13 protein-coding genes are annotated in these 12,763 nt (G+C 68.1%); 8 read left to right on the forward strand and 5 right to left on the reverse strand.

Annotated features, from left to right (window positions below; translation table 11 throughout):
* Positions 1–22: 22 nt before the first annotated feature.
* The gene (locus tag AC4LGL_RS19640) at positions 23–250 is read right to left on the reverse strand and encodes a hypothetical protein (protein ID WP_491840244.1); all 228 of its coding nucleotides are present in this window, start codon (positions 248–250) and stop codon (positions 23–25) included.
* A 96-nt stretch (positions 251–346) separates the two neighbouring features.
* Here AC4LGL_RS19640 and nth point away from each other — a divergent pair, with 96 nt between their 5' ends.
* From nth to marP, 4 genes are read left to right on the forward strand one after another with little or no spacing between them, the layout of a single operon-like run.
* Positions 347–1,120, forward strand: a complete 774-nt coding sequence (nth, locus tag AC4LGL_RS19645) for an endonuclease III (protein ID WP_491840245.1) — start codon at positions 347–349, stop codon at positions 1,118–1,120.
* Positions 1,121–1,127: 7 nt separating this feature from the next.
* Positions 1,128–1,778, forward strand: coding sequence for a TlpA family protein disulfide reductase (locus tag AC4LGL_RS19650; RefSeq protein WP_491840246.1), 651 nt, complete (start codon positions 1,128–1,130; stop codon positions 1,776–1,778).
* An 11-nt stretch (positions 1,779–1,789) separates the two neighbouring features.
* Entirely contained in the window at positions 1,790–2,566 is a 777-nt protein-coding gene (locus AC4LGL_RS19655) for an NUDIX hydrolase (protein ID WP_491840247.1), read from the forward strand.
* A gap of 11 nt (positions 2,567–2,577) precedes the next feature.
* Complete coding sequence (gene marP / locus AC4LGL_RS19660) at positions 2,578–3,768, forward strand: acid resistance serine protease MarP (protein ID WP_055118119.1); 1,191 nt, start codon at positions 2,578–2,580, stop codon at positions 3,766–3,768.
* Here the strand turns inward: marP and AC4LGL_RS19665 are convergent, their stop codons facing one another.
* Positions 3,769–4,716: an alpha/beta fold hydrolase gene (locus AC4LGL_RS19665; RefSeq protein ID WP_491840248.1), complete on the reverse strand. Its 948-nt coding sequence runs from the start codon at positions 4,714–4,716 to the stop codon at positions 3,769–3,771. It abuts the gene before it with no gap.
* Positions 4,716–5,222, reverse strand: a complete 507-nt coding sequence (locus AC4LGL_RS19670) for a phage holin family protein (protein ID WP_491840249.1) — start codon at positions 5,220–5,222, stop codon at positions 4,716–4,718. Before AC4LGL_RS19670 ends, AC4LGL_RS19665 begins: the two co-directional genes overlap by 1 nt.
* 174 nt (positions 5,223–5,396) lie before the next feature.
* On the opposite strand from AC4LGL_RS19670, the gene AC4LGL_RS19675 reads away from it, so the two are divergent.
* A complete protein-coding gene (locus tag AC4LGL_RS19675) occupies positions 5,397–6,032 on the forward strand; it encodes a S1 family peptidase (protein WP_491840261.1) in 636 nt (211 codons plus the stop codon).
* 71 nt (positions 6,033–6,103) lie between these two features.
* Here AC4LGL_RS19675 and acs read toward each other — a convergent pair whose 3' ends face one another.
* The gene (acs, locus tag AC4LGL_RS19680) at positions 6,104–8,065 is read right to left on the reverse strand and encodes an acetate--CoA ligase (RefSeq protein WP_491840250.1); all 1,962 of its coding nucleotides are present in this window, start codon (positions 8,063–8,065) and stop codon (positions 6,104–6,106) included.
* A 126-nt stretch (positions 8,066–8,191) separates the two neighbouring features.
* Here acs and AC4LGL_RS19685 point away from each other — a divergent pair, with 126 nt between their 5' ends.
* On the forward strand, positions 8,192–8,932 hold the full coding sequence (locus AC4LGL_RS19685; RefSeq protein WP_491840251.1) for a Fic family protein: 741 nt from the start codon (positions 8,192–8,194) through the stop codon (positions 8,930–8,932).
* Positions 8,933–9,360: 428 nt separating this feature from the next.
* On the opposite strand, the gene AC4LGL_RS19690 is transcribed toward AC4LGL_RS19685, so the two are convergent.
* The gene (locus AC4LGL_RS19690) at positions 9,361–10,218 is read right to left on the reverse strand and encodes an HAD-IB family hydrolase (protein ID WP_413784902.1); all 858 of its coding nucleotides are present in this window, start codon (positions 10,216–10,218) and stop codon (positions 9,361–9,363) included.
* A gap of 420 nt (positions 10,219–10,638) precedes the next feature.
* Here AC4LGL_RS19690 and ssd point away from each other — a divergent pair, with 420 nt between their 5' ends.
* Entirely contained in the window at positions 10,639–11,718 is a 1,080-nt protein-coding gene (gene ssd / locus AC4LGL_RS19695; RefSeq protein WP_491840252.1) for a septum site-determining protein Ssd, read from the forward strand.
* Positions 11,715–12,763, forward strand: a 1,049-nt coding sequence (locus AC4LGL_RS19700; RefSeq protein ID WP_491840253.1) for a TadA family conjugal transfer-associated ATPase, incomplete at its 3' end; no start/stop codon positions are given. The genes ssd and AC4LGL_RS19700, both read left to right, overlap by 4 nt.

The raw sequence follows: 12,763 nt of genomic DNA on the forward strand, positions 1-12,763 counted from the left end.
GCGGTTTCGCGACTAGCCCACGCTACACACGATTGACATGTCGAGACGCAGGAAACCCGGTATTGATGGCCTGCGGTTCGTAGTAGCGCGTCGGCAAACGTTCACTCTCGACGTCGATGAGGACAGGTTTGACCCGGGGCGCGGGCGCCGCAGGCGCGGGCTTTCGTTCCAACCCCGATTCCAGCCGCTCGAGCCCGAACGCCGCCAGCATCAGCAAGCCCGGGATGAGCGCCACCAGCAACCACGACACAAGGCAGTAGTTAACACGGCGTAGGTCTCAGTGGGGTCACGAATCATCACCGGTCCGCGCAGGAGTATGTCCGGCGAGGTCAGTAGGCTGATTGACGTGACTGAGGCTGCCGCCCCGACAGGGAAGACGCGCCGGTCCAAGAAGTGGGACAGCGAAACCCACCTGGGCCTGGTTCGTCGGGCTCGACGAATGAACCGTGAACTGGCGCGGGCATTTCCGCACGTCTACTGCGAGCTGGACTTCACCAATCCGCTGGAGCTGGCGGTGGCGACCATCCTGTCGGCACAGAGCACCGACAAGCGGGTGAACCTGACCACGCCGGCGTTGTTCCTCAAATACCGCACGGCCCTGGACTATGCCCAGGCCGATCGCACCGAGATGGAGGAGCTGATCCGGCCGACCGGCTTCTACCGGAACAAGACCAACTCGCTGATCCGGCTCGGCCAGGAGTTGGTGGCCCGGTTCGACGGCGAGGTGCCCGACAACATCGAGGACCTCGTGACGCTGCCGGGGGTGGGGCGCAAGACCGCCAACGTCATCCTGGGTAACGCCTTCGACATCCCGGGGATCACCGTCGACACCCACTTCGGCCGGTTGGTGCGGCGGTGGCGCTGGACCGAGGAAGAGGATCCGGTCAAGGTCGAGTTCGCGATCGGTGAGCTCATCGAACGCAAGGAATGGACCCTGCTGAGCCACCGGGTGATCTTCCACGGCCGCCGGGTCTGCCACGCCCGCAAGCCGGCGTGTGGAGTGTGTGTTCTGGCCAAGGACTGCCCGTCGTTCGGGCTCGGGCCCACCGATCCGCCCGCGGCTGCTGCACTGGTCAGAGGTCCCGAGACCGAGCATCTGCTGGCGCTGGCCGGCCTGTGAACGCACCGTGAGCAGATCGGCCCGCTGGACCGTGGTGGTCCTCGTCGTCCTGGTGGCGCTGGGCACCGCGTTCTGGATGGAACTGCGCGACGAGCCCGCACCGCAGGCCGGGGTGGGGCAACAGTCCACCTCCCGCGATCATCGCGATGCCGACACCCCGGCGGCCCTCGCCGGACCCCGGGCCCGTGCGGAGCTGCCGCCGTGCCCCGGGCCAGCGGAGGGTCCCGGACCTGAAGCGTTGCGTGGGATCACCCTGGAGTGCGTCGGCGACGGGAAGCCCGTGGACGTGGCGCAGGCGCTGGCCGGCCGGACTGTGGTGCTCAACCTCTGGGCGTACTGGTGCGGCCCGTGCGCCGACGAGCTTCCGGCGATGGCCGAATACCAGCGCCGGGTCGGCGACGATGTACTGGTCGTGACGGTGCACCAGGACGAGAACGAGACGGCGGCGCTGGTGCGTCTGGCCGAGCTCGGAGTGCGTCTTCCGACCCTGCAGGACGGCAGACGGCTGGTCGCGGCTGCGCTCAAGGTGCCCAACGTCATGCCTGCGACGGTCGTGCTGCGCGCGGACGGTAGCGTGGCCGGGACCCTACCCCGATCGTTCGTCAGCGCCGACGAGATCGCGGCGGCGGTCGACGAAAAGATCCGCTCTAGCCGATAGGAGCACCCGGGGTGAGATCGACGCGCGACGGGCTGTTCCCGGATGCCGCCCCGGCCTGGCTCAAACCGCTGGTCGACAACCTCGACCGAGTACCGGACGCCTATCGCCGACGGGTTCCCCCTGAGGTGCTGGCAGGCATCGTCGAAGCCAACAATCAAGCCGCCCAGGCCGGCGCCCGGCGCGATGCCGCGGTCCTGGTCCTCTTCTCCGGCCCGGCCGAGGGAACACCTCCGCTCCTTCCCGAGGATGCCGACCTGCTGGTCACGGTCCGCGCCTCGACCCTGCGCCACCACGCCGGTCAGGCCGCGTTCCCCGGCGGGGCCACCGATCCCGGTGACCAGGGTCCGGTGGGCACGGCGTTCCGCGAGGCCTGGGAAGAGACCGGCATCGACACCGACCGCCTGTACCCGCTGGCGACGCTGGAGAAGATGTTCATCCCGCCGTCCGGGTTCCACGTGGTCCCGGTGCTGGCGTACTCGCCCGACCCAGGGCCCGTCGCTGTTGTCAACGAATCCGAGACCGCGGTCGTCGCACGGGTTCCGGTGCGCGCCTTCACCAACCCCGAGAACCGCCTCATGGTGTACCGGGAGGCCAACACCAGCCGGTTTGCCGGACCGGCGTTCCTCCTCAACGAGATGCTGGTGTGGGGCTTCACCGGCCAGGTGATCTCGGCGATCCTCGACGTCGCAGGTTGGGCCAAACCGTGGAACACCGACGACGTGCGCGGACTCGACGACGCAATGGCCCTCGTCGGGCATGACAACGGTTACGGTGAAGCCCAATGTTGAAGTGGATATAGATGACACCTTCGGTCTGGCTCGATTTCGCCATCCTCGGCATCGGGTTCGTCGCAGCCATCTCCGGCTGGCGTTCCGGCGCGCTCGGCTCCCTGCTGTCCTTCATCGGCGTGGTGCTCGGTGCGGTGGCAGGCGTGCTGCTGGCGCCGCACGTGATCCCGCACGTCAGCGGTGACCGCACCAAGCTTTTCGCCACGCTCTTCCTGATCCTCGCGCTCGTGGTGATCGGTGAGATCGCCGGTGTGGTGCTGGGCCGTGCGGTGCGCGGCACCATCCGAAACCCGGTGTTCCGGGTGTTGGACTCGGCGGTCGGGGTGAGCCTGATGCTGGTCGCCGTCCTGGTGGCGTCCTGGCTGCTGGGCAGTCTGCTCACCTCCTCGGACCAGCCGAATCTGGCTGCGGCCGTGAAGAATTCACGGGTGCTCACCGAGGTCGACAAGGTCGCGCCGGACTGGCTGCGGTCCGTGCCGAACCGGTTGTCGGCGCTGCTGGACACCTCCGGGCTGCCCGATGTGCTCGAACCGTTCGGGCGGACCCCGATCGTCAACGTCGACGCCCCGGACGCGGCACTGGCCACCGATCCTGTGGTGACGACCTCCCGGCCCAGCGTGGTCAAGATCCGCGGTGTCGCGCCGAGTTGCCAGAAAGTGCTTGAGGGCAGCGGTTTCGTGGTCGCCCCCAACCGGGTCATGTCCAACGCCCATGTGGTCGCCGGTGCCGACAGCGTGACCATCGAGGCCGACGGAAAGACCTACGACGCCGGGGTGGTGTCCTACGACCCCAACGCCGACATCTCGATCCTCGACGTCCCGAACCTGCCGATCACGCCGCTGCAGTTCGCCGAACAACCGGCCCCGAAGGGCACCGACGCTGTGGTGATGGGTTACCCGGGTGGCGGCGACTTCCTGGCCACCCCGGCCCGCGTGCGCGAGATCATCGAGCTCAACGGACCCGACATCTACCGCACCACCACCGTCACCCGCGAGGTCTACACGGTCAGGGGCACGGTGCGGCAAGGCAATTCAGGCGGGCCGATGATCAACCGGTCCGGCAAGGTGCTGGGCGTGGTGTTCGGTGCGGCAGTCGACGACGCCGATACCGGATTCGTGCTGACCGCCAAGGAAGTCGAGCATCAGTTGGCCAAGATCGGCAACACCCAGCGCGTCGCGACCGGAACCTGCATCAACTCCTGATCAGTTGGCGCGCAGCTGGGTCAGGAACCGGCTCAGCTGCGCGTTGACGGCCTCCGGCTGTTCCTCGTGGCCGAAATGCCCTGCATCCGTGATCGATACATACCGGCCATGCGGTGCATAATGCTGGGTCCGGTGCACCGGGTCGGCCAGCACATACGGGTCGGCATCGCCGCGCATGTGCAACACCGGCACGCCGATCGGACGTTTCATCGAGCGCATGAACCGCCGGCCCTCACCGCGTAGCTGGCTGCGCACCGCCCACCGCTGATATTCCAGTGCACAGTGCGCGGCCCCTGGAATCTGGATGGCCTGACGTAGATGGCCCATGGTCTGGGAGAAGTCTTGGCTGGTCTGCCATTTGGTGCCCGCCCGGCTGCGGACCAGGCGCTCCAGCTCCGCGCCGTCGTGACGGGTCAGCGTGCGCTCGGGCCAGGCCGGCAACTGGTAGCTCAGCATCGACGGCAACAGCGCGCGGCCCTGGTCGCGCCGGGTCAAGGTGGACGTCCGCAACGCCAGCGGGTGCGGTGAACTGACGAGTGCGATCGCGTTGACCACCCGCGGATGCAGGACCGCCGTCGCCCAGCACACCAGACCGCCATCGGCATGCCCGACCAGGGTCGCGGTCTTGTGGCCCAACGCGCGCACCAGCCCGGCGGTATCTCCGGCCAGGGTCCAGCCGTCGTAGCCGCGCGGTGGTTTGTCACTGTCGCCGTAGCCACGCAGATCGACCGCCACCACACGCGCACCGGTCAGCGCGGTGAGTTGATGACGCCACGACCACCAGAACGAGCCGAACCCGTGCAGGAAGATGACCAGTGGGCGGTCCGTCTCGCTGTCACCCTGCGAGCCCTCGCCCTCCACCACATGGAAGCGAATCCCATTGGCGTGCACCTGCAGATGCCGCCACGGCCCCTCGATCCTGGCGATCGACGGAGCGGGTGGAGGCATTACCAGCCTGACGGGTCGGTGGCCGGCTTGACCGGGACAGCGGGCAGTGCGCCCTTGTCATGGCCGGGCGTGAGGGCCTCGCGGGTCTCCTTGACCGACTCGATCGTCTGCTGCGGACCTCTGATCCGTCGCACCTTCAGGAAGCCGAACACCGCAAGCGCCCCCGTGGTCAGCACCATCAGGCCGAACACGATCAGGAAGGCCACCCAGCGCCACAGCCAGGTGTCGAGCAGCTCGGCCAGGAAGAAGAAGAAAAAGAAGGTCGAGTAGAACAGCACCACCAGCGCGGCGATGAAGAACACGCTGCCGGTCAGGCCCTTCTTCACATCCCGGGTGATCTCAGCCTTGGCCAACTCCACCTCGGCGCGCAGCAGGGTGGAGACCTGCGCGGTGGCGTCCTTGACGAGGTCGCCGATCGAGGGGTCCGGCTTGGGGGCATGCGGGTCGACGAGCGGAATCGAGGTCACCGTCGTCGGAACGCCGTCCCTGCGGTCGCCTGTGCTCATGGCGTTCATGTTGCCATGCGGCGAAGCCGTTAACGATCCCGGCCGACATCCTGGTCTTAGTAGACTGATCGCATTCTTGAGTTGCGCGGGTCGGGCGCGTCGATCGGAGGACACTTGACGAGCAGACACCGCCTGCAGTTGCTGATTGGCGCACCGATCCTCGCCGCTGTTGCGATGTTGACCTCGGCCCCGGCTCATGCCGATCAGCCGGTTGTACTGGGCGGCGGCTCGGGCATCGTCGTCAACGGCGATTCGTTCTGCACGCTCACCACCATCGGGCACGACAGTGCGGGCCGGCTCATCGGTTTCACGTCCGCACACTGCGGCGGACCGGGTGCCGTGGTGTCGGCTGAAGGCGCGGACAGCGCCGGACTGGTGGGCAAGATGGTCGCCGGTAACGACCTGCTCGATTACGCGGTGATCGAATTCGATCCCGCGAAGGTCACCCCGACCAACAACGTCGACGGTTTCCAGATCGACGGGCTCGGACCGGACCCGGCGTTCGGGGAGATCGCCTGCAAGCTCGGCCGCACCACCGGCTATTCCTGCGGCGTCACCTGGGGACCGGGCAAGGACCCGGGCACCATCGTCAACCAGGTGTGCGGACAGCCGGGCGACTCGGGCGCGCCGGTGACGGTGAACAACCGACTGGTGGGCATGATTCACGGCGCCTACAGCGAGGAACTGCCGACCTGCGTCGTCAAGTTCGTGCCTCTGCACACGCCGGCGGTGACGATGTCGTTCAACACGCAACTGGCCGACATCACCGCCAAGAACCGACCGGGAACGGGTTTCGTCCCGATTCCCTGATCCCGAGTGGCCAGTTATGACACGCCCTCTTCGGAAACGCGTGCCATAACTGGCCTTTCGACGAGCTGTGCCTACTTGCCGGCGCGGATCGCCTCGAACACGCTGGGGTCGACCAGGGTCGAGGTGTCACCGAGTTCGCGGCCTTCGGCCACGTCGCGCAGCAGCCGGCGCATGATCTTGCCGCTTCGGGTCTTGGGCAGCTCGGGCACCACGTGGATCTCCCGCGGCTTGGCGATCGGCGAGATCTCGGTCGCCACCTGAGCGCGCAGTTCCTCGATCATGGTGTCGGCCCCGCCGTGCGCGGAGGCCTTGAGGATGACGAACGCGCAGATGGCCTGACCGGTGGTCTCGTCGGATGCGCCGACCACGGCAGCCTCGGCCACCCCGGAATGCCCGACCAGCGCCGACTCCACCTCGGCGGTCGAGATGCGGTGTCCGGAGATGTTCATGACGTCGTCGATGCGGCCCAGCACCCAGATGTTGCCGTCCGAGTCGTAGCGGGCACCGTCACCGGCGAAGTACCAGCCCTGCTCGGCGAAGCGCGACCAGTAGGTGTCCTTGAACCGCTGCGGGTCGCCCCAGATGCCGCGCAGCATCGCCGGCCACGGCTGGTCCAGCACCAGGTAGCCGGTGACGTGTTCGGCTTCGTCGGCGCCGGGGACCAGCTCGTTGCCGGCGTCGTCGACGATCTTGGCCGAGATGCCGGGCAGCGGGGTCATGGCCGAGCCGGGCTTGGCTGCCGTGACACCGGGCAGCGGGGAGATCATGATCGCCCCGGTCTCGGTCTGCCACCAGGTGTCGACGATCGGGGTCTTGTTGGCGCCGATGACTTCCCGGTACCAGCGCCAGGCCTCGGGGTTGATCGGCTCGCCCACCGACCCCAGCAGCCGCAGGCTGGACAGGTTGTGCTCGGCGGGGATCTGGCGGCCCAGCTTCATGAAGGTGCGGATCAGCGTGGGCGCGGTGTAATAGATTGTGACGCCGTATTTTTCGATGATCTCGAAGTGACGGTGCTCGGTCGGCGAGGTGGGGGTGCCCTCGTAGACCACCTGGGTGGCGCCATTGGCCAGCGGGCCGTAGACGATGTAGGTGTGCCCGGTCACCCAGCCGATGTCGGCGGTGCACCAGTACACGTCGGTCTCGGGCTTGAGATCGAACACGTTGTAGTGGGTGTACGCCGACTGGGTGAGGTAGCCGCCCGAGGTGTGCACGATGCCCTTGGGCTTACCCGTGGTCCCCGAGGTGTACAGCAGGAACAGTGGCTGCTCGGCGTCGAACGCCTCCGGGGTGTGTTCCGGCGAAGCGGCGTCGACGGTCTCGTGCCACCACAGGTCGCGGCCCTCGGTCCAGTTCACGTCGATGCCGGTGCGGCGCACCACCAGGACGTGCTCGACCGACGGTTGGCCCGAGACGGCTTCATCCACCGCGTCCTTGAGCGAGGCGGCCTTGCCGCGCCGGTACTGGCCGTCGGTGGTGATGACGAGCTTGGCCTCGGCGTCCTCGACGCGGGCCCGCAGCGCCGACGCCGAGAACCCGGCGAACACGACGCTGTGCATGGCGCCCAGGCGCGCACACGCCAGCATCGCGACGATCGCCTCGGGCACCATCGGCATGTAGATGGCGACGCGGTCGCCGGCGGTCAGGCCGAGTGCGGCCAGCGCATTGGCAGCCTTGCTGACCTCGTCCTTGAGCTGGGCGTAGGTGATGTCGCGGGCGTCGCCGACGGGCTCACCCTCCCAGTGGATCGCGACCCGGTCGCCATTGCCCGCCTCGACGTGACGGTCGACGCAGTTGTAGGCCACGTTGAGCTTGCCGCCGACGAACCACTTCGCGAACGGAGCCTCCGACCAGTCCAGCACCTCGCTGAACGGGGTCTGCCAGCTCAGCCGGTCGGCCTGGGCGGCCCAGAACGCCAGCCGGTCCTTCTCGGCCTCGGCGTACAACTCGCCCGTCGCGTTGGCATTGGCCGCGAAATCGGCAGGCGGCGGATAGGCTGACGGAACTTCGGTAGACGTCGCTGGCGCGTTTGACATGCATGTGAGCCTAGTCACCAAACGTTGCACCGGCGTTGGGACGTCACAAGACGCCGGGCGGGCGGCGGTCCTCATGCGCCCAACGGTCGGCGAGATGGAGTCCAACGGTCGGCTAGCGTTTCGCGTATGACCGATCCACTCGCACCGCTGATCGACCTGCCCGGTGTTTCTGCGGCCAGCGACGAGGCGCGTGAGGCCTTGGGCCGGGCGCATCGACACAAGTTCAATCTGCGCGGCTGGCCACAGACGGCCGCCGAGGCCGCCCTACGCGCAGCGCGGGCCTCCGCGGTGCTCGACGGCGGGGCCCTCCAGCTGTCCGCCGACGGCGAACCCGACCCGGTGACCGCGGGCGCCATCCGCGTCGCCGAGGCGCTGGAAGGTGGCGCCACCTCGCTGGTCGGGGTGTGGCAGCGGGCCCCGATGCAGGCCCTGGCCCGGCTGCACGCCTTGGCCGCGGCCGACCTCACCGACGATGAGCACCTGGGCCGGCCACGCACCGACCTTGACGTCGGACGCCGTCTTGAGCTGCTGACCGAGATCGTGGCCGGCGGCTCCAAGGTTCCGGCGCCGGTGCTGGCCGCCGTGGCTCATGGCGAACTGCTCAGCCTGGCTCCATTCGGCACCGCCGACGGGGTGGTGGCTCGCGCGGTGTCGCGCCTGGTGACCATCGCCAGCGGGCTCGATCCGCACGGGCTGGGTGTTCCCGAGGTGCACTGGATGCGGAAGTCGGGGGAGTACCGGGCTGCTGCACGGGGATTCGCCTCCGGGACCGCCGACGGGCTGACTGCGTGGCTGCTGCTCAGTAGCGAGGCCCTGAAGGGCGGTGCGCGGGAAGCGCTGCAGATCGCCCAATCCGCGGCAGGCTGAACCAGCCGCTCAGGGTATTTCCAGCAAACGAAAGCGGGCGACGGTCCGAAACGATGTTTCGGCGCGTCGCCCGCTAGCACGGATACCGGTTACCAAGCGTGCCAACGTGGGTTGCGTGGGTGGCCTCGGCGTCCTTGCAATGCGCCTCGGCTGCAACCCTACCCAAAGGGCCGTCGTAGCCGTCCGCTCTTCGCAATCACGCAGGCCCACAACACTTTTGCCTATTCCGCGGCATGTGCTCCGCGTGGGTGCCGGGACCCGTGCTGGGGAGCCTGGTTCGGGAGATTCAGCCTTCTCTTCTGGCTAAGCCTTGGCCTCATCCAAGCTTCCGTGGTTCCTTTGTACTACGTGACCACGGTCACAGCAAGGGTCAAATGCACCCGAGTTCTGATCGTTACGCCGTCGTCTCAGCTACTACGTTCGGTAGCTCAGGAAGTGAAGCGACGCAACAATGAATAGGTCAATGCGCCCGCCGCCAGAGCGCTGATCCCGACGGCCGCAGTGGTGGCGACGGCGGCCGTCGACGGAGCGGGAAGCCGGTCGCGCAGCGACACCGGCTTGGTGAACGTCAGCACCGGCCACCCACGTGAAGCGGCCTCTTTGCGCAGTCCCCGGTCGGGGTTGACGGCGGTGGGGTGGCCCACGGATTCCAGCATCGGGATGTCGGTGATCGAGTCCGAGTAGGCGTAGCAGTGATCGAGGACATAGCCCTCGCGTGCGGCCAGGGCGCGGATCGCCTCGACCTTGCCCTCGCCGAAGCAGTAGAACGCGATTTCGCCGGTGTAACGGCCCTCTTCGACCACCATCCGGGTCGCCATCGCGTGGGTGGCGCCCAGTGCCCTGGCGATGGGCGCGACGATCTCCTCGCCCGACGCCGACACCACCACGACGTCGCGGCCACACAGCTTGTGGTCGGCGATGAGCTCGGCGGCCTCGGCGAAGACCAGGGGGTCGACGATGTCGTGCAGCGTCTCGCCGACGATCGACTTGACCTGCTCGACATCCCAACCGGTGCACATGTTGGTGATGTAGCTGCGCATCCGGTCCATCTGGTCGTGGTCGGCGCCCGACATGAGGAACAGAAATTGGGCATACGTCGACTTGAGAACGGTGCGTCGGTTCAGCAGACCTTGATTGAAGAAAGGTTTGCTGAAAGCGAGCGTGCTGGACTTGGCGATGACGGTCTTGTCGAGGTCGAAGAAGGCCGCCGTACGTACCGGCCGACCGTTGTGCGGCCCGGATTGCTGTGCGATCAATTCCCCGGCAGCCCGATCGGATGCGGTCACAAGCGTCAGCATAGAGGCACCTGTGGCACGTTATCTGGACGGGAACACAAAATGGCAGTTCAAGACACATTCTTTCGGACGGCGATTCCGGGATCGCCTCGGTAGCCCGCAGCGGTGTCTCTTGCATGTTTTGGCAGTTCCGTGTGTATAGTGAGCATTACTCGGCTTATGCCGAGGGTGTATCAGCCCGACCCCCCGGGGCTGATACACGACGACCTCCGCCTCCTCCCCCCCTGGCGGGGGTCGTCCCTTTTCTGGGGGAAGAATCCTTACCGGCCCTGCCCCGGTGGTTGCGGAACCGTATTTTCAGCGTGTCGCCCGGCGTGTTCTCCGCCCGGGATTGATCCACAGCGCGTAGTTCATCCACAATCCGCGAATTGGTGATGGTGCCGGCCCTGTCGTTGCCCGCAGGGTGGGCACATGGCCATTCCGACCATCACGATCACCCCGGCCGGCACGGTGCTGGCGCTGATCGGCGATCCGCAGCTGCGTGAGGACGTGTCGCGGGTGGCCGCTGCCGCTGGTGTCGGCCTCGTCGTCGTCGACGACCCCTCTGGGCGCAAGGCGTGGACGGCGGCCGCCGCCGTGCTGCTCGACGCCGCGGCGGCTCTGCGGTGCGCCACGCGCGGGTTGCCGCGCCGCCCGCGGGTGATCCTCGTCGGTCACGTGGAGCCGCGGCCGGACGACTGGCAGGCGGCGGTCTCCGTTGGCGCGCAGCACGTGATGACACTGCCCGCCCAGGACGCCGACCTCGTGGCGGTCCTGTCCGAAGCGGACTGTCGCGACGCCGGCGGTCGTGGCCCGGCGGTGGCGGTGGTCAGCGCTCGCGGCGGTGCCGGGGCATCGGTGTTCGCGGTGGCATTGGCCCAATCGGCGCCGGCTGCGCTGCTGATCGAAGCCGATCCGTGGAGCGGCGGAATCGACCTGGTGGCGGGCAGTGAGGATCTGGCCGGCCTGCGCTGGCCGGACCTGGCCCTGCAGGGTGGCCGGCTGGGATATCCGGCGCTGCGCGACGCGCTGCCGCGCCGGGACGAGGTCAGCGTGCTCTCCAGCGGGCGCTCGGGCGCCGATATCGAGGCCGGGCCGGTGGCGGCGGTCATCGAGGCGGGCTGCCGCGGCGGTGTCACGGTGGTGTGCGACGTGCCCCGGCGCGCCACCGAAGCCGCCGAAACCGCCTTGAATGCAGCCGATCTGGTGGTCCTGGTGGCACCGGCCGACGTGCGGTCGTGTACTGCCGCAACCGCTGCGCGGCCGTGGGTGCTGGCCTGTAACCCCAATGCCGGTGTGGTGGTGCGGGGACCGTCACCGGGTGGGCTGCGGGCGACCGAGGTGGCTCGCATCGTGGATCTGCCGCTGCTGGCGGCGATGAGACCGCAGGCCGGCATCGCCGAGGTGCTGGAGCGCGGCGGACTGAGGGTGCGGCCACGTTCACCGCTGGGTTCGGCCGCGCGTCGGGTGTTGTCGGTCCTGGCCGGGCACCCTGTGCAGGAGTCAGCGTGAGCGCCTCGCTGATCGACCGGGTACGCGAACGGCTGGTGGCCGAAGCCGCTCCGCTCAACCCCGGCGTGGTGGCCGCGGCGATCCGGGCGGAGTCCGGCGGTCTGCTCGGAGACACCGAGGTACTCAGCAATCTGCGGCTGCTGGAGACCGAACTGACCGGTGCCGGCGTTCTGGAACCGTTGCTGTCCGCGCCGACCACCACCGATGTGCTCGTCACCGCCCCCGACGCGGTGTGGGTGGACGACGGCAACGGATTACACCGCAGCGCAGTCTGTTTCCCCGACGAGAGCGCGGTCCGGCGGCTGGCGCAGCGGTTGGCACTGCTGGCCGGGCGCCGCCTCGATGAGGCGCAGCCCTGGGTGGACGGTCAGCTCAACGGCATCGGTCCGTTCACCGTGCGTCTGCACGCGGTGCTGCCCCCGGTCGCGGCCGCGGGTACCTGCCTATCGCTGCGGGTGTTGCGCCCGGCCACCCAGAATCTCGACAGTCTCACCGAATCCGGGGCGATCCCGCAGCAGGCCGCCGAGCTGCTGCGCGCGGTCATCCGGGCCCGGCTGGCCTTCCTCATCTCCGGGGGCACCGGTTGCGGTAAGACGACGCTGTTGGCCGCCGCGCTGGGTGCCGTCCCCGCTCACGAACGCATCGTCTGTGTCGAGGACGCCGCCGAACTGGCCCCGCCTCACCCGCATCTGGTCCGGCTGGTGGCTCGGGGCGCCAATGTCGAGGGCGTCGGTGAGGTCACCGTGCGTGACCTGGTCAGGCAGGCGTTGCGGATGCGCCCGGACCGGATCGTCGTTGGTGAGGTTCGTGGGGCCGAGGTGGTCGACCTCCTGGCCGCACTCAACACCGGCCATGACGGCGGAGCAGGGACCGTGCACGCCAACAACCCCGCGGAAGTGCCGGCCCGGTTGGAGGCGCTCGGTGCGCTCGGCGGCCTGGACCGTGCCGCGCTGGTCAGTCAACTGGCGGCAGCTGTGTTATCTGTAGGTCGGTTGCGGGTGTCCTCGACTGTCGCTGACGGTGATCGGGATGGTGTTTGCGACCG

The organism is Mycolicibacterium arcueilense (genome assembly GCF_058536225.1).

Coding starts and splice junctions, on each gene's coding strand:
- ssd (WP_491840252.1), top strand. CDS start 10,639: ATGGCCATTCCGACCATCACGATCACCCCGGCCGGCACGGTGCTGGCG.
- AC4LGL_RS19675 (WP_491840261.1), top strand. CDS start 5,397: ATGTTGACCTCGGCCCCGGCTCATGCCGATCAGCCGGTTGTACTGGGC.
- acs (WP_491840250.1), bottom strand. CDS start 8,065: ATGTCAAACGCGCCAGCGACGTCTACCGAAGTTCCGTCAGCCTATCCG.
- AC4LGL_RS19685 (WP_491840251.1), top strand. CDS start 8,192: ATGACCGATCCACTCGCACCGCTGATCGACCTGCCCGGTGTTTCTGCG.
- marP (WP_055118119.1), top strand. CDS start 2,578: ATGACACCTTCGGTCTGGCTCGATTTCGCCATCCTCGGCATCGGGTTC.
- AC4LGL_RS19665 (WP_491840248.1), bottom strand. CDS start 4,716: ATGCCTCCACCCGCTCCGTCGATCGCCAGGATCGAGGGGCCGTGGCGG.
- AC4LGL_RS19670 (WP_491840249.1), bottom strand. CDS start 5,222: ATGAGCACAGGCGACCGCAGGGACGGCGTTCCGACGACGGTGACCTCG.